Genomic DNA, 19,444 nt, shown 5'->3' with positions numbered 1-19,444 from the left:
TGCTTAGAATGCATTTTAAACTTAAGGAGGAAAAAAAGTTGAAAGATTTAATTTATGTAACTGGTCATAAAAACCCAGACTCAGACTCAATCTGCGCAGCTTATGCTTATGCTGAGTTTAAAAACAAGACAGGAAACATTCCTGCAGTAGCTTGTAGGCTTGGTACTCCAAACCAAGAAACTCAATTTATTTTAGATTATTTCAAAGCAGAAGCTCCAAAATATTTAAATACTGTTAAGTTAAAGGTAGAAGACTTACAATTTGATTACATCACTCCAATTTCACCTGAAATATCTTTAAAGATGGCTTGGAAAATAATGAGTGACAAGAATATAAAAACTATTCCAGTAGCTGATGAAAATGAGCACTTATTAGGTGTACTTGCAGTTTCAAACCTTACATCATGTTATATGGATATATGGGATAATCAAATATTAGCTAAAAGTAATACGTCTTTAGACAATATCTTAGATACACTTTCAGCTAAAGCTATCTATGTTAACCAAAATACAAAAACTTTCCCTGGTAAAATAGTTGTTACAGCTATGCAACCTAATAGCATGGTTGATCATATTGATGCTGGAGATATCGCAATAGTTGGTGACAGAGAAGAAGTTCAAGAAGCTTTAATTAAACTTAATGTTTCTTTATTAATAATAACTGGTGCTCATGCTCCATCTGAAAATATAGTTAATTTAGCTAAAGAACACGGTGTAACTGTCATCCTTACTAACTATGACTCATTTACAACTTCAAGATTAATAATTCAAAGTATACCAGTTGGATATGTTATGGTTAAGGATAACTTAGTTACTTTCACAACTGATGACTTAGTAGATGATATAAAGCCAATTATGATTGAAACTAGATTTAGAAGCTACCCTGTAACAGATTCTAACGGAAAAGTTTTAGGAACAGTATCTAGATATCACTTAATTTCAAATCATAAGAAAAAAGTTATTCAAGTGGACCACAATGAAAGAGGTCAATCTGTTGATGGTTTAGAAGATGCTGAAGTAATCGAAATAATAGACCACCACAGAGTTGCTGATATTCAAACAAGTAATCCTATATACTTCAGAAATGAGCCAGTTGGAAGTACTTCTTCAATAGTTGCTAAATGCTTCTTTGAAAATGGATTAAGACCTTCTAAGAAGGCTGCTGGTTTATTATGTGGAGCAATAATTTCTGACACATTATTATTCAGAAGCCCAACTTGTACTCCATCTGATGAATATATTTGCAGAAAGCTTGCAGAAATAGCAGGAATTAATGTAGAAGAATTCGCTAAAGAAATGTTTAAAGCTGGTACTTCACTAAAAGGTAAGACTGTAGCTCAAATCTTTAACCAAGATTATAAACCATTCACTATAGAAGGTACTAGAGTTGGAATAGCTCAAGTTAACACTATGGATATCGAAGGATTTATGCCTTTAAAAGAAGAAATGCTTCAGTACATGGAAACTAAAGCAAAAGAAGCTAACTTAGATATGGTTATGCTTTTATTAACAGATATACTTAACGAAGGTTCTGAAATATTAGTTGCTGGTGAACAACCTGAAATAGTTGAAAAAGCATTTAATGTTACATTAAAAGATAACGGTGCTTTCCTTCCAGGAGTTCTTTCAAGAAAGAAACAAGTTGTACCACCAATAACAAACACAATAACTTCAGCTTAATAAAAAAATCCAGCTCTTGCTGGATTTTTTATTCTTTATTTTCTTTTATACATTCATCTACCATATAATTATATCTATCTATTATATTTCTTAATATTTCATTATGTGCATCTTTTTTCATATCATCAACATAAGCTATTGGAAGAACCTTAGCTAATGACCCTGAAATAAACATTGCATCCATATCTTTTATTTCACTTTCTTTTACAGTTCTCTCTATAACGTCAATTTTTAAATCTTTAGCAATTAACATAACCTTTGCTCTTGTTACTCCTAAAAGAACAGCCTGCCCTGGTGCTGTTATAAGCTTTTTATCTTTTATAAAAAAGATATTAGATCTACTACCTTCTGTTATATCACCATTTCTGTCAACTAATATAGCTTCATATGCATTTTGCTTAGCTAACTCTTCATTTATTAATTCTCTAAAGCTTTTGTTAACTATCTTTATATTTGGATTTTCTCTTTCTCCATGATAAAGAATTGTTTTAACTCCATCTGCATAATCTTTTTCTGATGGATACTTATGAGGTATATAGAATATCTTTAACTCTTTGCTTAAAATATTATAAGTCATCTTCATATTTCCAAGAACATAATCATTAGCCTTTATAACTTTCGCAATATTATTTCTAAACTCTTCAATAGAAAATGGCATTTCTAAATTTAAAAGCGAAAAAGATCTCTGTAACCTTTCTGTATGATCCTTTAGAAAAATAGGGGTCCCACCTTCTATTCTAAAAACTTCATAAATAATATTTCCTTTATCACTATTATCATCTACAAAGTCTTTTACTTCGCAAATCTTTCCATCTTTTAGATAGAACTTATTTATAGCTTCTACCTTCATTAAACTCTCTCCTTTTACTTCCATCTTAAAACCTCTATATTATGATTCTTATTATAATTTATAAGATATGGCTTACCAACTAACTCTAAAAGAGGTAAATCAGATAATGAATCAGAGAACATATAAGAATTTTCATAATCTGCTTCTATATTATTTTCCTTAAGATATGCTTTCAATCTACTCACTTTTTCATCTCTTTTGCAATTATTGCCGCTCATTTTTCTAACAAACTTTCCATTTTCAAAAGTAAATCGAGTACCTATAATAAAATCTACATCATCTATAGCATAAAATTCCTTTATATAAAATTCTGGTGATGCAGATATTAATATAACCATATATCCTTCACTTTTTAATTTATGCATCATATCTAGTGCATCTTTATAAAGAATTTTACTTAATCTTTCATCATAAAACTTTTTAGTCAATATAGCTAAATCCTTCTCCTCTATATTCTCTATAAATTTTAAGAAACATTCTTTAACTTTCTTTTCATCATAAACTTTAATTCCATACATAAGTCCTGAATATAAAGCTCTTGGCAAAAACTTAATATTTTTTATATCTTTAGACACTATATACTTATAAAACTCCATAAGTGTTTCTTTTCTAGTTATAGTATAATCTATATCAAATAAAGCTAATTTAACTTTCTCCATCTTATCCTCCAACATTAAATAAAGTGCGATCTAAGGCTCGCAAGTGAAAAGTCGACTTTGTCGAAGTGAAAGGCTACTACGTAGCTGGGAAAAGTTAACTACGTTAAGGGGAAAATGCTACTATAAGTAGCAGAGAAAATCATTTTATCTCATTAGAGATCTTTTCCCTATTGCCCTAGGCAATATTTTCTCCTCAGCTTTAGCTGACTTTTCCCCTTTGACGAAATCAAACCTTTCACCAAAGTGCTTCGCACTTTATTTCAACTTACTTATAAATTCTCTTATTCTATTAATTCCTTTTTCAATTGCTTCCATAGATGTTGCATATGATACTCTAATATAATTATCTAATCCAAAAGCTTCTCCTGGTATTACTGCAACATTTTCATTATCTAATAATAATCTAGCAAAATCTAATGAACTTTTTATAGTTTCTCCATTAATTGCTTTCCCAATTGTCTCTTCTACATTAATCATAATATAAAAAGCACCTTGTGGCCTTATTGGTTTTATACACTCTATATTACACAATTCTTTATACATATAATCTCTTCTACGCTCAAATTCCTCTATCATATGATAAATATCTTCTTGTGGCCCATTTAACGCTTCTAGAGCCGCATATTGAGTTATAGAGCATGTATTTGATGTCATATGGCTTTGAATATTTGTCATAATCTTAGCAATTTCTGTTGAAGATGCTGTATACCCGATTCTCCATCCAGTCATAGAATAAGTTTTAGAGAATCCATTAATTACAATAGTTCTAGATTTCGCGTCTTCACTTAACGATGCTATACTAACATGCTTATTTCCATCATAAGTTAATTTCTCATATATTTCATCAGAAATAATCATTAAATCATATTTTTTAGCAAATTCACTTATAGCTTCTAATTCTGTTTTTGTATAAATAGTTCCTGTAGGATTATTAGGATTATTTAATATAATAGCCTTGCTTTTGCTAGTTATAACCTTTTCTAAAGCTTCTACATTATATTTATAATCATTTTCTTCTCCAGTATTTACAAATACAGGCTTTCCATCAGCTAATTTGATTAGTTCAGGATAGCTAACCCAATAAGGAACTGGTATTATAACTTCATCTCCTGGGTTTAATATTGCCATAAAAGTATTTGCTAAAGATTGTTTAGCCCCTGTAGAAACAACTATTTGTGAATCATCATATAAAAGTCCATTATCGTCTTTTAGCTTTTTACATATAGCTTTTTTTAATTCTATTATTCCACTAGTTTGAGTATATTTAGTATTTCCATTATCCATTGCTTCTTTTGCTGCATTTATAATATTTTTAGGTGTATTAAAATCTGGCTCACCTGCAGCGAAACTCACTACATCAATTCCTTTTGCTCTTAGTTCTTTAGCCTTTGCTGTTATCATTAAAGTTACAGATTGTTCTATTTTTCTTGCTTTTGTCGATAGCTCCATATTTCCCCCAATTATTATCTATTTTTTATAAATTTATTTAATAATATATCATTTATTCCACAACTACCTATAGATTGTTCATCAAAGTTTGCTCTTCCATGAAAATCGCTTCCTCCAGTAATTGATAATTTATATTTTTTCGCCATATTAAAAAATTTATTTGTATCTATCGCAGAATGACTTGGATGATATACCTCCACTCCACTTAATCCAAAGCACTTTAATTCTTTTATAATATTTTCTACTTCTATCTTCTTATAAATTTGTCCTGGATGTGCTAAAACTGGTACTCCTCCACTTTCCATAATTATATCTAAAGCTTCTCTATAAGTTAATTTAAAACCCTTAACATACCCTGGTTTACCTTTAATTAAATAACTTTTAAATGCTGTTTTATAATTATCAAAATAGCCCTTTTTAACCATTGCATTAGCTATATGGCTTCTACCTATTGTAGAATTTAAATCTACACCTAAATCATCTAATTGTATATTTATATCATATCCTTTTAAATTATAAAGTATTTTCTCTACTCTTTTTAACCTCTGTTTATTCAGATTATCTACTAAACATTTTAAGTTATTGTTTTCTATATCTATAAAATATCCAAGTATATGTAATTCCATTTCTTTATATTCTGTACTTAATTCTATTCCTGGTATTATTTTTAAGTCTTTATTATTATATTCTGTATTTACAATATATTGAGCTGCTATTGAATCGTGGTCAGTTATAGAAATGCATTTAATTCCTTTTTCCTTTGCCGTCTTTGCTATTTGTTCTGGTGTGTATATTCCATCAGAATAGCATGAATGTATATGTAAATCTACTGATTTCATTTTATCCACCTTTTCCTCAAGTGAAATTCTTATCTATTTTTCCTTATTAATAAATATATCACTAGCTGAATAGATTGTAAATTACTATAGATATTTAAATAAAATTATAATAAAAAAAGTGCCCAAGGCACTTTTTTTATTATTCTTCTTCAGCTAAAACGTTGCTATAGTAATCAGCAACTTTATCGAATTCAGCTTCATCTGGAACTACTAATTCTCCTGATTCAGTAGCTCTAAATAAGTATATTGAATCACCTTCTGGATCTTGAGCTAAAACATACTCTTCACCTTCGTATTCAAATGCATCAATTATAGGACAAGAAATAACATTTCCGTTATCGTCTTCTAGGTCTACAACCATATGCTCATGTTCGTGTTCTCCACATCCACAGCCTTCTCCACAACCTTCATTGTTGTGATCATGATCGCATCCGCAGCTTTCACCGCATCCACATTTATTTAATTCGTTATCCATCTTAACTCCTCCTTATATTTAAGTAGTCCTTATCATTGTACCCTTATTTATAGGAAAATAAAAGTAAAACTTTAAAATTTAATATTAATATTTTACGCAAATTATATATTTATGTCAATCTTCAACTAAAAAAGAGACCTTTCGGTCTCTTTTTATTTATAACTACTCTTGAGCAGCAAGTCTCTTGTAGTTGTTTAATCTTTCTTTAGCATCTTCTTCAGTCTTTTGGAATAAAGCTTCTGCTTGTTCTGGGAATGCTTTAGCTAATGCAGCATATCTAACTTCTCCCATTAAGAATTCTCTGAAGTCTGCTTTTGGCTCCTTAGAATCTAATGAGAATGGGTTCTTAGTTCCCTTTAATGCTGGGTTGTATCTGTATAGAGCCCAGTATCCTGAATCAACAGCTTTCTTAGCTTCATCTTGTGAATTAGCCATACCAGATTTAATACCATGGCTTATACATGGAGCGTAAGCTATGATTAATGATGGTCCATCATAAGCTTCAGCTTCAGCTATAGCTTTTAATGTTTGGTTCTTATCTGCACCCATTGAAATTTGAGCAACATATACATAACCATAAGACATAGCCATCATACCTAAGTCTTTCTTCTTAGTTCTCTTACCAGAAGCAGCAAACTTAGCGATTGCAGCAGTTGGTGTAGATTTAGAAGATTGACCACCAGTATTTGAGTAAATTTCTGTATCAAATACTAATACATTTACGTTTTCTCCTGATGCTAATACGTGATCTAATCCGCCGTATCCTATATCGTAAGCCCAACCGTCTCCTCCGAAGATCCATTGAGATCTAGCAACGAAGAATTCTTTGTCTTTTAATATAGTGTTAGCTAATTCAGAATTTATAGATTCAAGAGCAGCTGTAAGGTTATTAGCTCTATCTCTAGTACCTTCTCCGCTTTCTCTGTGTTCTAACCAGTCATTTAATACTGCTTTAACATCTTCTGATAATTCTTCAGTTTCAATAAGCTTAGCTATATTGCTAGCAATTCTTTCTCTTATTGTCTTAACTCCTAAGAACATACCTAATCCGAATTCAGCATTGTCTTCGAATAATGAGTTAGCCCAAGCTGGACCATGTCCGTTATGGTTAACTGTGTATGGAGTTGAAGGAGCTGATCCACCCCAAATTGATGAACATCCAGTAGCGTTAGCTATCATCATTCTATCACCGAATAATTGAGTTACTAACTTAGCATATGGAGTTTCTCCACAACCAGCACAAGCACCTGAGAACTCGAATAATGGTTGCTCAAATTGGCTTCCCTTAACTGTGTTCTTGTTCATTGGGTTCTTCTTAGCTGAAACTTCTTCTACAGCGTAATCCCAAGCAGCGATTTGATCGTGTTGAGTATCTGCTGGTTTCATAATTAATGCCTTACCTGGAGCTGGACATACTTGAGCACAGTTTCCACATCCAGTACAGTCAAGTGGTGATACACCGATGCTGTATGACATTGGTTCTTCAGTCTTTAATGCTCTAGCAGCAACTATCTTCATAGATTCTGGAGCATTGTTCTTTTCTTCTTCATTTATTAAGAATGGTCTGATTGTAGCATGTGGACATACATATGCACATTGGTTACATTGTATACACTTATCTGGTTGCCATTCAGGAACATTTATAGCTATTCCTCTCTTTTCATAAGCTGCAGTACCAGCCATGAAAGTACCATCTTCCATATTGTGGTCTACGAAAGTAGATACTGGAAGTGAGAATCCTTCTTGTCTATTGATTGGTTCAACTATTTCTTTGATGAATGCTGGAACATCTTTAGTAGTTTCAACTTCAGCATCAACAGCATCTTTCCAGTCAGCTGGAACTTCTACCTTAACGATAGATTCTACACCCATATCGATAGCAGCGTTGTTCATGTTAACAACTTTTTCACCCTTCTTACCGTATGAAGTTACAACAGCTTCTTTTAAGTACTTGATTGCATCTTCTACTGGAATGATGTGAGCTATCTTAAAGAATGCAGCTTGCATTATCATGTTGATTCTTCCACCAAGACCGATTTCTTGAGCTATCTTAACAGCATTTAATGTATAGAATTCAATGTTGTTTTCAGCTAAGAATCTCTTCATGCTTGCTGGTAATTTTTCATTTAATTCTTCTGGTGTCCAGATAGTATTTAATAAGAACTTACCGTTCTTCTTTAATCCTTCTAAAACATTGTATTTATAAACATATGATTGGTTGTGACAAGCTACGAAATCAGCTTTATCTATTAAGTAAGGTGACTTAATTGGAGATTTACCAAATCTTAAGTGAGATACTGTTATACCACCTGACTTCTTAGAGTCATATGAGAAGTATGCTTGAGCATACATATCAGTCTTATCTCCGATAATTTTGATAGCACTCTTATTAGCACCAACTGTACCATCTGATCCTAATCCCCAGAACTTACATGCTTTTGTTCCTGCTGGAGTAGCATCGATATCTTCAGTTACTTCTAATGAAGTATTAGTTACGTCGTCTACTATACCTATAGTGAAGCCGTTCTTTGGCTCTTCCTTAGTAAGGTTAGCATATACAGCAGCAATGTGAGATGGGTTTGGATCTTTTGATCCTAATCCGAATCTTCCTCCTACGATTTGTGGAGCATTTGCTTTTCCTGAGAATGCTGATACAACGTCTAAGTATAAAGGTTCACCAATTGATCCTGGTTCCTTAGTTCTATCTAATACAGCTATCTTCTTAACTGTAGATGGAATAGCCTTTAATAATCTTTCTATTGAGAATGGTCTGTAAAGTCTTACTTTAACAACCCCAACCTTTTCTCCTCTACCATTTAAGTAGTCAATTGTTTCTTCAACTACATCTGTAACTGATCCCATTGCAACGATAACTCTATCAGCATCTGGTGCTCCATAGTAATCGAAACAGTGATATTCTCTTCCAGTTAATTTGGTAATTTCAGCCATATAGCTTTCTACTACTTCTGGAACATCATCATAGAATCTGTTAACAGCTTCTCTAGTTTGGAAGTAGATATCTGGGTTTTGAGCAGTACCTCTTGTTACTGGATGATTTGGATTTAAAGCTCCTTTTCTGAATTCTTCTACTGAATTCCAGTCTACTAATTCAGCTAATTCTTCTGTTTCTAAAACTTCTATTTTTTGAATTTCGTGAGAAGTTCTAAATCCATCAAAGAAGTTCATGAATGGAATTCTGCTCTTTATAGCTGCTAAGTGAGCAACTGCAGATAAGTCCATAACTTCTTGTACTGATCCTTCAGCTAACATTGCAAAACCAGTTTGTCTTGCAGCCATTACGTCTTGGTGGTCACCGAAGATACTTAATGAAGATGTTGCTAAAGCTCTAGCAGAAACATGAATAACTCCTGGTAATCTTTCACCAGCAATCTTATACATGTTAGGGATCATTAATAATAACCCTTGTGAAGCTGTGTAAGTAGTTGTATAAGCTCCAGCTTGTAATGAACCGTGTACTGCACCTGCAGCACCTGCTTCAGATTGCATTTCCATTACGTGTACAGGTTGGCCAAAAATATTTTTTCTTCCTTGAGAAGCCCATTCATCAACGTGTTCAGCCATTGGTGATGATGGTGTGATTGGGAATATTGCTGCCACTTCAGTAAATGCGTATGATATATGAGCTGCAGCAGTATTACCATCCATAGTTTTCATTTTTCTCATTGTGTCTACCTCTCTTTCCATCTAAAAATAATCAATAAAATTTATTATATGATATCATATAATATCATAAAAACCATTTTAAAGTACTTTTAAGTGTTATATATAAAAACTCATTAGAGATTTCTCTAATAAGGTTTTAATTATAATAATAATTTTGATATTTCTTCGCCTAAAGTTTTAGCTAACTCTACATCCTTTTCTGTAAGAGACTCTTTACAAACTACTTTCCCTATAGTTTCAAACCCATAATCATTCATAATAGCTTCCCAGTTATGTATAAACTTATCGTCTCTCCATCCACAAGAACCAAATAGCACTAAAGGCTTATTATTAAATCTAATACTAGATAACTTATCTATGAAGGGTTTCATTTCTAATTGTTCTATCTCATCCTCCACCATTGCCGGGCTCCCCATAGCAACAGCATCAGCTGTTATAACATCTTCTTCTGAAGCATCATTAACGTGTTTTAAATTTATTTCTATATCACCTTTAATACCTTCTGCTATGCAGTTAGCTAAAAGCTCAACGTTTCCGCCATTGCTCCAATAAATAATTGAAACTTTCTTCATATACTAGCACCTCTTATTTTTCTAAAATACTTCCTATTTTTACACTCCATCTTTTATTATATAACAGCTGAATTTTTTTTCAAGTTATCAAATGTAATATTTTCGTGTATTACTAAATTTGTTATACGTTTTTAATTAATACTTTTCAAAATAATACTTATTATTTCATCAACACCATTTTTTACCTTACTATTTTGCATAGAGGTAATAAGTTTATTTTTATTATTCTTCAAATCTGTTAATTTATCAATTAAATTATGTTTTTCCATCATTTCATCTTCATCTAAAACTAAAGAGTAACCTTCTTTTTCAAAAGAATTCGCATTTAAAATTTGATCTCCTCTACTTGTTTTCTTAGAAAGAGGTATTAAAAGTGTTGGTTTCTTTAATGCTAATAGCTCAAAAATAACATTTGCTCCAGCTCTAGATATTATAAAATCTGCCGCTTGAAGAAGATGTGGTAAGTCTTCTTTTACGTACTCAAACTGTTTATAACCATTTATAGAGTTTAAGCTTTCATCTAAATTCCCTTTTCCACATATATGAATAACATTAAAATCTAATAAAATCTTACTTAAATCTCTTCTTACTTCATCATTTATACTTTTAGCACCTAAACTTCCACCAATTACAAGCAGAATATCTTTATCATCCTTAAATCCACAAATTTCTTTTCCTCTTATTTTGCTACCTTGAAGTATTTCATTTCTTATAGGAGTTCCTGTTAAAACACCCTTACCATCTTTTACATAAGCTAAACTTTCTCTAAATGTAACACAAAGCTTATTACAGAAAGGAGCTGAAAGTTTATTTGCTAATCCTGGCGTTAAGTCTGATTCATGAGAAACAACAGGTATCTTTTTCATAGATGCAGCTATAACTACTGGTACGGCAACAAACCCACCTTTTGAGAAAACTACATCTGGCTTTTCTTTATCAAGAATTCTTTTAGCCTGGTAAATACCTTTTATAACTTTAAAAGGATCTGAAAAATTCTTCATATCAAAATAGCGTCTTAATTTTCCGCTTGAAATTGGGAAATATGGAATATTAGCATCTCCTATTATTTCTTTTTCTATTCCATCTATACTTCCTATGTATTTTATATCAAACCCTCTCTTCTTCAGTTCAGGAATCAATGCTAAGTTTGGAGTTACATGTCCTGCAGTTCCCCCACCAGTCATTATTATTTTATATTTACTCATAAAACACCTCATATAAAATTTAAAATTATAAATCATCTCTATTTTACCACTAAGTCGTTATTTTGCCACCTTTTCCTTTAATTTAATAAAATACAACTTAAAAATTTGGATAAGCTATTAACGTAAAGATAAAAGGAGGTGAAACTATGGCATATAATTTAGTACCTGAAGCTAAACAAGGTTTGGCAAAATTCAAGAGCCAAGTTGCTACTGAAATGGGTGTTCCTTTTACAGATTACAATGGAGACCTTACTTCAAAACAATGTGGTAGCGTTGGTGGTGAAATGGTTAAACGTATGGTTGAACAATACGAATCAGGTTTAAAATAACCGCCATGCATAACACTCACTACATATGCTAGAATATCAACATCATAATCTTGTAAAAACTAGTATTTAAATAAAGAAGGAAATGTTTATTCATTTCCTCCTTTAGTTTTAACCTAAAAATATTAAGTATAAAAAAGTTTTATATTTATCAACTTATCTACTTGCTTTATTGAGTAATTGAAATTTTACTAGCAGTATAACTTTTAATTAAATCTATAATTTTGAATTATCAACTGAACTTTTTTATTTCCTCTAAATTCGTTTATCTCTGGAACACATACTACATCAATCTTTACCCTATTAGGATATCCATTAAATACTTTATTATATTCATCTTCTCCATAACTTACTTTTAAAGCTTCATCAAAATCATTTATATCTCCAAAGTATATTCCATCTATACAAAGATTACCGTCGCTTATCTTCAACTTTAAAACATTTTTATCTTTACCTAAAATTTTTGCTTCTAATACTTTTAAATTTTTAATACCAAAAGTTGGTTTAGGATTAGCTTTTCCATAAGGCTCTAACTTAGCTATCTCTTCTATAAGGTTAAAATTTATATCTTTTAATGCCAAAGGCATATCAATAGATACTTTTGGAATAATATCTTCATCAGTTAAAGTAGTTTGAGTATTTAATCTTTTTCTAAACTCATTTATGTTTTCATTTGCAATAGACATTCCAGCAGCCATGGGATGCCCTCCAAATTTCCCCAATAAATCCTTACACTTTATTAATTCCTCAAACATATTATACTCTTCAATAGATCTTCCTGACCCCTTAGCTCCTTCGTGAGCTGATGTTAATACAATAGTTGGCAAATTATATTTTTCTCTTATTCTACCTGCGATTATTCCAGCTATGCTTTCATGAGTTTCCTCTAAGTATACAACTAATACTTTTTCTTTATTCATGTTGTTACATTCTATTATCTCAATAGCTTTCTCTAATCCTTCTCTTGTCAGTTCTTGTCTCTCTTTATTTAGTTCATTAAGCTTTTTAGCAAGTTCTTCTGCTTCCTTTTCATTTTTTGAAAGCAACATCCTTAAAGCCCACTCTGCTTGTTCTAAACGACCTGATGCATTTATACTTGGTCCAATAACAAAGCCTAATGCGTATACTGAAATCTCTTTATTATCAAGACCTGTTTCTTTAAATAAAGCTCTTAATCCTATATTATCAGTTTTATTAATTATCGTTAAACCTTCTTTTACGATTATTCTATTTTCTCCAATCAAATCAACTACATCACAAACAGTAGCAATAGCAACATATTGTAATAATTCAAGTGCTTCATTCTTATTTATTCCATAGGCTTCATACATACCTTCAATAAATTTATATGCAACTCCTGCACCACAAAGCTTTTTAAATGGATATTTGCATTCTTCTTGTTTAGGATTAATTACAGCATCACCTTCAGGAACTATAAATGTTCTATCACCATCTTCATTTTCAACAAAAGGTACATCATGGTGGTCAGTTATTATCACTTTTAGTCCTAATTCCTTAGCTAATTTTATTTGCTCTATAGCTGATATACCATTGTCACATGTTATTATTAAATCTACTTTATCAGCATAAGCATTTTTTATTATATTTTCATTAATTCCATATCCATCCTTTATTCTATCTGGAATCACATAACTTACATTAGCTTTACATTTTTTTAATCCACTATAAAGTACATAGGAACTTATTACTCCATCAACATCATAATCTCCTACAATAAGAATTTTTTCACCTTTATCTATGCTATCTTTCATTATTTTTATAGCTTTATCCATATCTAAAAGCTTTTTGTAATCTTCAAAATCATCTATTTTGCTATTTAAAAAACTATTAGCCTCTTCTAATTTATAAATATCTCTATTAACTAATAATCTAGCTACTACATTGCTAACTCCAAGAGCTTTAGCAAATGCTTCACAGTTAAATTTAACATTTCTAACTGTCCACTTTTCCATACTTACTCACCCCTTTTTCTTAGTTAAAAGTTAATATTTTATAGTTAATGATTCAGGAAAAAAGCCAGCTATACGCTGACTTTCAAACTTGCATTATAAAAAAATCGTCTAAACAATTTTCCTTTTTAACTCTTAACTTTTAATTCTTTGCTATTAACTTATTTAAAAAGCATCCCTTTTTGTAGCTCTTCTACTTTATCTGGTGCAGCATGCTTTAATAATTCAAAAGCAAATGGTATTGCCGCTGCAGGACCTCTTCCTGTTATTATATTTCCATCTACTACAACTAATTCTTCTTTGTAGTTACAATTTCCAAGTTGATCTTGGAATCCTGGATAACATGTAACATTTTTACCTTCTGAAATTTTAAGTTTTCCTAAAGTTATTGGACCTGCACATATTGCAGCTACTATTTTATTATTCTTATAGAAATCCATAACAACTTCATTTACTTTCTCATCATCTCTTAGGTTAACTGATCCTGGCATTCCTCCTGGTAAAACTATCATATCATATTCTAAAACCTCATCATTTAATAACTTGTCAGCTTCTACAACCACGTCATGCGATGTTCTAACATTTTGAGATTTTGTTCCAAAAGTATGACAACATACCCCTGCCCTTCTCATTATATCTACTACTGTTAAACCTTCTAAAGTTTCAAATCCATCTGCTAATAACACAGCAACCTTCATCATAAAACCTCCCTTTATTGATTAAATTCTGCTTCTACAACTTCATCTTCAAAAGCAGTAACCATAACTGTTGTTCCTCTACCTGCCCTGTTTTGAAGCTTAATTTCATTTATATTTACAACTTTTATTTCTTTATTTCTTGTAGTTAAAGTTAAATCTACATTAGCTAAACCTACGGCGATTTCATCATCAGATAAGCTATTTTTCAATTCAACGACTTTACCCATTATTACAAAGTCATCATCTCTTAAGCTTATTCCGGTAACCCCTGATGCAACTCTTCCCATAGTGCTTACACTTTCCTCTAGGAATCTTATAGCCATACCATTCTTAGTTGCTATAATTACATTTCCATTACCCTCACTACATATATTAACTGAAACAACAACATCATTTTCATACTTTAATTTATATGCTACTTGATAAGCATAATTACCATCATACTCTTTTAATAATGTCTTTTTTATCATTCCCTTTTTAGTAAAGAAATACACTAACTTATTATCATCATAGCTCTTCAGTGAGTATACATCTACTATCTTCTCTTTTGATGTGTATCCTTCTATAACTTTTTCTAAAGGAATCTCTGTTTCTGTTACATTTTGAATTAAGAATGTTGGTAACTTAAATACATTTCCTTTATCAGTGAATAAAAGTAATTCACTTGCTGTGTCTGTATTTACTTTTAATCTATCACTGCTTCTGCCCCTAGAAAATGATTTTATAGTCCCTTTTTGAGTTACTCCTACCCAGAACTGTTTATACTCAATTTGTTCTACATACTCTACTTTTATAACTTCATCATTAGCAGTTAAGTTAAATAATGATAATCCTAAAACATTTCTTGGTGTATCTTCAAGAGTAGGTATTTCAAGCGTAAATTTTAATCCATTTTTAGATTCAACACTTAAAAATGACTTATTTTCATCACAATCAAGCATTATTACATCGATTATAACCTCACCATCTTTAAGCTTTACAGCTTGTAATTTGCTATAATTTGTTTGGAATTTATCTAAAGAACTCTTTTTTATAGTTCCCTTATTTGTTATAAATTGAATAGATTTATTAGAGTCAAATAACGGAACAGACATTACTTGTACTATATTCTCGTCATCTAAGTTTAATGTTTTAATAATAGAATCTATTCTTTCACCTTTCTCTTTCCATTTTAATTCTGGAATATTAATTCCTTTTGTTTGATACATATTTCCTTTGTCGGTAAATACTATTAAACTTTCAGTTGTGTTAGATTTAACCAAGAATTTAAGTTCGTCACCTTCTCTATAATCTATATCATCAGCATTAGAATTAGATCTATTATATGTCTTAAGAGGTATTCTCTTTATAAACCCATCTTTAGAAAGAGTTATCATTACATCTTCTACAACTATTAGTTCTTCTATATCAATCTTAGCTTCACTATCATCCTCAACTATTTTAGTTCTTCTAGGATTTCTATAATTATCAGTGATTTCCTTTAACTCTGTCTTTATAACCTTAAGAAGTTCTTTTTCATCTGCTAATATCTTTCTTAATCTCTTAATAGTCTTTTCAAGCTCTGCATATTCTTTTTGGAATACCTTTATCTCAAGGCCTGTTAGTCTATAAAGCATAAGCTCTAATATAGCTTCTGCTTGAAGTGCACTGAAACCAAACTTAGCTATAAGATTTTCCCCTGCATCCTTTTTAGACTTAGATTCTCTTATTGTTTTAATTACTTCATCTAAAACATCTATAGCTTTTATAAATCCTTCAACAATATGGTGTCTCTTTTCAGCTACTTCTAGCTCTCTTATAGTTCTTCTTGTCACTATATCCTTTTGATGGTTAACATAGTGAGTTATTATAGTTTTTAACCCCATAGTCTGAGGTTTGCCATTTGCTAAAGCAACCATATTAAAGCTTAAATTAGATTGTAGATCTGTTTTCTTAAATAAGTATTTTAATACTTTATCTGCAACATCTTTGTCTGCAGCTTTTTTAAGTTCAATTACAGCTCTAACACCACTTCTATCTGATTCATCTCTTATATCAGTAATGGCTTCTAAAGCTTTTTGATGTCTTTTATCTCCAGTCATTTCAGAGATTGTTTGAAGTATCTTTGATTTATTTCTTCTATACGGGAATTCTGTTATAACTATTCCCCATCTGCCATTCTCTAATTTTTCTATATCAGTCTTAGCTCTTAACGTAACCTTTCCTTCTCCAGTTTCATAGGCAGCTAATAAAGAGTTTTTACCTATTAAAACTCCTCCTGTTGGAAGATCTGGTGCTTTTATATATTCCATTAACTCTTTTGTAGTTATTTCTGGATTATCAATATATGCAAGCACACCATCTGTTACTTCTCCTAAGTTATGAGGTGGTATATTAGTAGCTAATCCTACCGCTATACCAAAGGTTCCATTAACTAAAAGATTTGGATATCTAGATGGTAATACTTTAGGTTCCATTTCTGAATCAGAATAGTTTGGAACCATATCTACTGTATTTTTATCTATATCTTTTAGCATTTCCATAGCTATCTTGGAAAGTCTAGCCTCAGTATAACGCATTGCTGCAGCTCCATCACCATCCATAGAACCGAAGTTACCGTGTCCATCAAATAAAGGTTCTCTTGTAGAAAAGTTTTGAGCCATTAATACCATAGCATCATAAACTGATGAATCTCCATGAGGATGGAATTTACCTAGTACGTCTCCTACTATTCTTGCAGACTTATAATATGGTCTATCCGGAAAAGCCTTTAACATATATGCACCATAAAGTATTCTTCTATGTACCGGCTTTAATCCATCTCTAACATCTGGCAACGCTCTATCCTTAGCAACTTCTACTGCATAAGGAAGGTAGTTATCAGGCATAGCCTCTTCAAGAGGTACTCTTAAAATATTATTATCTCTTGGAATATTGTGTTCCTTCTTAGCCATTAAAAAGCTCCTTTCGTACTATTTAAAATTCCGCATACTTATACATATAATTTTTTCTCGGTTCAACTACATCTCCCATTAATAGAGATACCATTTTCTCAGCCTTAGCTGCATCTTCTATGGTAACTTGGAAAAGAGTTCTAGTCTCAGGATTTAATGTTGTATCCCAAAGTTGGTCTGGATTCATTTCTCCAAGTCCTTTATATCTTTGAATTAATGCGCCTTTACCGATTTCTTTTTTTACCTTTTCTAACTCATCATCACTATAAGCATATTTATGAACTTCTTTTCCCTTAACAGTTTTATAAACCTTATATAATGGTGGTTGAGCTAAATAAAGATGTCCATTCTGTATAAGAGGTCTCATATATCTATAAATGTATGTCATCCATAATGTTCTGATATGATATCCATCAACATCGGCATCACTCATAATTATTATTTTGTCATACTTTAAATCTTCTTCTCTATAGTTGTCTAAAGTTCCTGTTCCTACTGCAATATTAAATATTTTCAGTTCTTCAGACGCTAATACATTTTCAAGTTTTTGCTTTTCAGTATTCATTATCTTACCTTTTGATGGCATAATAGTTTGGAATCTTCTATCTCTAGCTTGCTTTGCAGAACCTCCCGCAGAATCTCCCTCAACTACGATAAACTCATTAACTGTATTATCTTTTAATGTACATACAGCAACTTTACCAGCTAACGGTGCAGTACCCTTACCTATTTTCTTCTTTTCAGCTTCATTTATCTTTTTAATCTTTTCTCTTCTTTGAGCAGTAGCTAATGCATTATTTATAATCGTTGTTGCAAGTTCTTTATTATCTTCTATCCATTCACCAAGTCTAGTGTATGCTAAATCATTCATCATTGTATAAGCTTCTGAACTTCCTAGCTTAGTCTTAGTTTGTCCTTCAAATATAGGATTAGTAATTTTAATTCTTACTATGGCAGTCATACCTTCTCTAAGGTCATCGCCTTCAAAATCCTTATCCTTTTCTTTTACAAGACCTAATTTTCTAGCCCATTCTTTGAAAGCTCTTGTCATACCAGTCTTAAATCCAGCTTCATGAGTACCAGCTTCAGTAGTTGGAATATTATTAACATAGCTTGCTATATATTCTGTAGTTGAATCAGTAAATTGAATACATACCTCTCCAAACATCTGTATATTATCTACAGTTCTTTCTCCTTCAAAAATAATTGGATTTGGATGTAATACCGTCTTACTTTCATTTAAATATTCAATGAAATCTAGTAAACCTCTTTCAGAGTAATACTCTTTAACTACCTCTTCATCTTTTCTTCTATCTATAAGCTCTAAACGTATCCCTTTATTTTGGAATGATAATTCTTTTAATCTCTCATCTATTATGTCAAATTTAAAATCCGTAGTAGAGAAAATTTCATTATCAGGCTTAAATGTTACTCTTGTTCCAGTAGTCTTAGATTTTCCAACCACCTCTAAAGCTGTAACTGGAGTACCTGGCATATCCTTCTTAAGTTCTTTATCATAAGCAAATTCGAATCTTTGTCTGTAAATATTACCATTTTGATGCACTTCAACTTCTAACCATTTAGATAAGGCATTAACTACAGCAGCTCCAACACCATGAAGCCCTCCAGAGGTTTTATAATTCTTATTATTAAATTTTCCTCCTGTATGTAATTCTGTAAATACCATTTCAACTCCAGACTTCTTTTTAGTCGGGTGAATTCCAGTTGGTATTCCTCTTCCATTATCTATAACAGTAATACTTTTATCTTTATTGATAATTATCGTTGCTTTATCCCCATAACCATTTGAAATTTCATCAATGGAGTTGTCTAAAATTTCCCATATGCAATGATGTAATCCCTTAGTTCCAGTTGAACCTATATACATACCTGGTCTTACTCTAACTGGCTCAAGTTTTTCTAAAGATGTTAAGTCTGTTACATCATATCTATTATCTATATTATTACTCATATAAACCTCCAAGAAAAATCTATATAAAACCTATCTTTTTTTCAATTAATTCTGTCATATCTTTTAATTTTACATAAACATACTTTCGATTGCAAATTTATTTCTAAAAATTTTTAAAAATAGCTATTATCTG

Annotated in this window: 14 protein-coding genes; 2 read left to right on the top strand and 12 right to left on the bottom strand. The window is 31.3% G+C overall.

From position 1 onward, the window contains the following. Positions 1 to 38 precede the first annotated feature (38 nt). Positions 39 to 1,679: a putative manganese-dependent inorganic diphosphatase gene (locus tag ARA56_RS03755; protein ID WP_055264101.1), complete on the top strand. Its 1,641-nt coding sequence runs from the start codon at positions 39 to 41 to the stop codon at positions 1,677 to 1,679. Between the two features lie 28 nt (positions 1,680 to 1,707). On the opposite strand, the gene ARA56_RS03750 is transcribed toward ARA56_RS03755, so the two are convergent. The 8 genes from ARA56_RS03750 to ARA56_RS03715 form a co-directional block, all read right to left on the bottom strand. Then, positions 1,708 to 2,553 carry an aminotransferase class IV gene (locus ARA56_RS03750; protein WP_242855866.1) on the bottom strand — a complete coding sequence of 282 codons (846 nt, stop codon included), beginning with the start codon at positions 2,551 to 2,553 and terminating at the stop codon, positions 1,708 to 1,710. After that, the gene (locus ARA56_RS03745) at positions 2,544 to 3,188 is read right to left on the bottom strand and encodes an HAD-IB family hydrolase (protein WP_055264099.1); all 645 of its coding nucleotides are present in this window, start codon (positions 3,186 to 3,188) and stop codon (positions 2,544 to 2,546) included. Before ARA56_RS03745 ends, ARA56_RS03750 begins: the two co-directional genes overlap by 10 nt. A 255-nt stretch (positions 3,189 to 3,443) precedes the next feature. After that, the gene (locus ARA56_RS03740) at positions 3,444 to 4,637 is read right to left on the bottom strand and encodes a pyridoxal phosphate-dependent aminotransferase (RefSeq protein WP_055264097.1); all 1,194 of its coding nucleotides are present in this window, start codon (positions 4,635 to 4,637) and stop codon (positions 3,444 to 3,446) included. A 14-nt stretch (positions 4,638 to 4,651) separates the two neighbouring features. Continuing rightward, on the bottom strand, positions 4,652 to 5,476 hold the full coding sequence (locus tag ARA56_RS03735) for a PHP domain-containing protein (protein ID WP_055264095.1): 825 nt from the start codon (positions 5,474 to 5,476) through the stop codon (positions 4,652 to 4,654). A 139-nt stretch (positions 5,477 to 5,615) separates the two neighbouring features. After that, positions 5,616 to 5,951: a DUF1292 domain-containing protein gene (locus ARA56_RS03730; protein WP_055264093.1), complete on the bottom strand. Its 336-nt coding sequence runs from the start codon at positions 5,949 to 5,951 to the stop codon at positions 5,616 to 5,618. A 162-nt stretch (positions 5,952 to 6,113) separates the two neighbouring features. Further along, on the bottom strand, positions 6,114 to 9,635 hold the full coding sequence (gene nifJ / locus ARA56_RS03725) for a pyruvate:ferredoxin (flavodoxin) oxidoreductase (protein ID WP_055264091.1): 3,522 nt from the start codon (positions 9,633 to 9,635) through the stop codon (positions 6,114 to 6,116). A 140-nt stretch (positions 9,636 to 9,775) separates the two neighbouring features. After that, entirely contained in the window at positions 9,776 to 10,207 is a 432-nt protein-coding gene (locus ARA56_RS03720) for a flavodoxin domain-containing protein (RefSeq protein ID WP_055264089.1), read from the bottom strand. Positions 10,208 to 10,338: 131 nt separating this feature from the next. Then, the gene (locus tag ARA56_RS03715) at positions 10,339 to 11,412 is read right to left on the bottom strand and encodes an undecaprenyldiphospho-muramoylpentapeptide beta-N-acetylglucosaminyltransferase (protein ID WP_055264087.1); all 1,074 of its coding nucleotides are present in this window, start codon (positions 11,410 to 11,412) and stop codon (positions 10,339 to 10,341) included. A gap of 146 nt (positions 11,413 to 11,558) precedes the next feature. Between ARA56_RS03715 and ARA56_RS03710 the strand changes: the two genes are divergently transcribed. Further along, positions 11,559 to 11,741, top strand: coding sequence for an alpha/beta-type small acid-soluble spore protein (locus ARA56_RS03710; protein ID WP_032117680.1), 183 nt, complete (start codon positions 11,559 to 11,561; stop codon positions 11,739 to 11,741). 203 nt (positions 11,742 to 11,944) lie between these two features. On the opposite strand, the gene recJ is transcribed toward ARA56_RS03710, so the two are convergent. From recJ to ARA56_RS03690, 4 genes are all read right to left on the bottom strand, one after another. Further along, positions 11,945 to 13,711: a single-stranded-DNA-specific exonuclease RecJ gene (gene recJ / locus ARA56_RS03705; protein WP_055264085.1), complete on the bottom strand. Its 1,767-nt coding sequence runs from the start codon at positions 13,709 to 13,711 to the stop codon at positions 11,945 to 11,947. Between the two features lie 158 nt (positions 13,712 to 13,869). Next, a complete protein-coding gene (locus tag ARA56_RS03700) occupies positions 13,870 to 14,409 on the bottom strand; it encodes a DJ-1 family glyoxalase III (protein ID WP_055264083.1) in 540 nt (179 codons plus the stop codon). Positions 14,410 to 14,420: 11 nt separating this feature from the next. Then, on the bottom strand, positions 14,421 to 17,339 hold the full coding sequence (locus tag ARA56_RS03695; protein WP_055264081.1) for a DNA topoisomerase IV subunit A: 2,919 nt from the start codon (positions 17,337 to 17,339) through the stop codon (positions 14,421 to 14,423). Positions 17,340 to 17,361: 22 nt separating this feature from the next. After that, positions 17,362 to 19,311 carry a DNA gyrase/topoisomerase IV subunit B gene (locus ARA56_RS03690; RefSeq protein WP_055264079.1) on the bottom strand — a complete coding sequence of 650 codons (1,950 nt, stop codon included), beginning with the start codon at positions 19,309 to 19,311 and terminating at the stop codon, positions 17,362 to 17,364. Positions 19,312 to 19,444 lie beyond the last annotated feature (133 nt).

This window comes from Clostridium disporicum, from assembly GCF_001405015.1.
In the GTDB taxonomy this organism is placed as follows: domain Bacteria; phylum Bacillota; class Clostridia; order Clostridiales; family Clostridiaceae; genus Clostridium; species Clostridium disporicum_B.
This window is presented reverse-complemented; position numbering and strand designations above follow the sequence as displayed.

What these genes read in the sequence shown, in the direction of transcription:
- ARA56_RS03750 (WP_242855866.1), bottom strand. Translation starts at nt 2,553, where the DNA reads ATGGAAGTAAAAGGAGAGAGTTTAATGAAGGTAGAAGCTATAAATAAG.
- ARA56_RS03745 (WP_055264099.1), bottom strand. Translation starts at nt 3,188, where the DNA reads ATGGAGAAAGTTAAATTAGCTTTATTTGATATAGATTATACTATAACT.
- ARA56_RS03740 (WP_055264097.1), bottom strand. Translation starts at nt 4,637, where the DNA reads ATGGAGCTATCGACAAAAGCAAGAAAAATAGAACAATCTGTAACTTTA.
- ARA56_RS03735 (WP_055264095.1), bottom strand. Translation starts at nt 5,476, where the DNA reads ATGAAATCAGTAGATTTACATATACATTCATGCTATTCTGATGGAATA.
- ARA56_RS03730 (WP_055264093.1), bottom strand. Translation starts at nt 5,951, where the DNA reads ATGGATAACGAATTAAATAAATGTGGATGCGGTGAAAGCTGCGGATGC.
- nifJ (WP_055264091.1), bottom strand. Translation starts at nt 9,635, where the DNA reads ATGAGAAAAATGAAAACTATGGATGGTAATACTGCTGCAGCTCATATA.
- ARA56_RS03720 (WP_055264089.1), bottom strand. Translation starts at nt 10,207, where the DNA reads ATGAAGAAAGTTTCAATTATTTATTGGAGCAATGGCGGAAACGTTGAG.
- ARA56_RS03715 (WP_055264087.1), bottom strand. Translation starts at nt 11,412, where the DNA reads ATGAGTAAATATAAAATAATAATGACTGGTGGGGGAACTGCAGGACAT.
- ARA56_RS03710 (WP_032117680.1), top strand. Translation starts at nt 11,559, where the DNA reads ATGGCATATAATTTAGTACCTGAAGCTAAACAAGGTTTGGCAAAATTC.
- recJ (WP_055264085.1), bottom strand. Translation starts at nt 13,711, where the DNA reads ATGGAAAAGTGGACAGTTAGAAATGTTAAATTTAACTGTGAAGCATTT.
- ARA56_RS03700 (WP_055264083.1), bottom strand. Translation starts at nt 14,409, where the DNA reads ATGATGAAGGTTGCTGTGTTATTAGCAGATGGATTTGAAACTTTAGAA.
- ARA56_RS03695 (WP_055264081.1), bottom strand. Translation starts at nt 17,339, where the DNA reads ATGGCTAAGAAGGAACACAATATTCCAAGAGATAATAATATTTTAAGA.
- ARA56_RS03690 (WP_055264079.1), bottom strand. Translation starts at nt 19,311, where the DNA reads ATGAGTAATAATATAGATAATAGATATGATGTAACAGACTTAACATCT.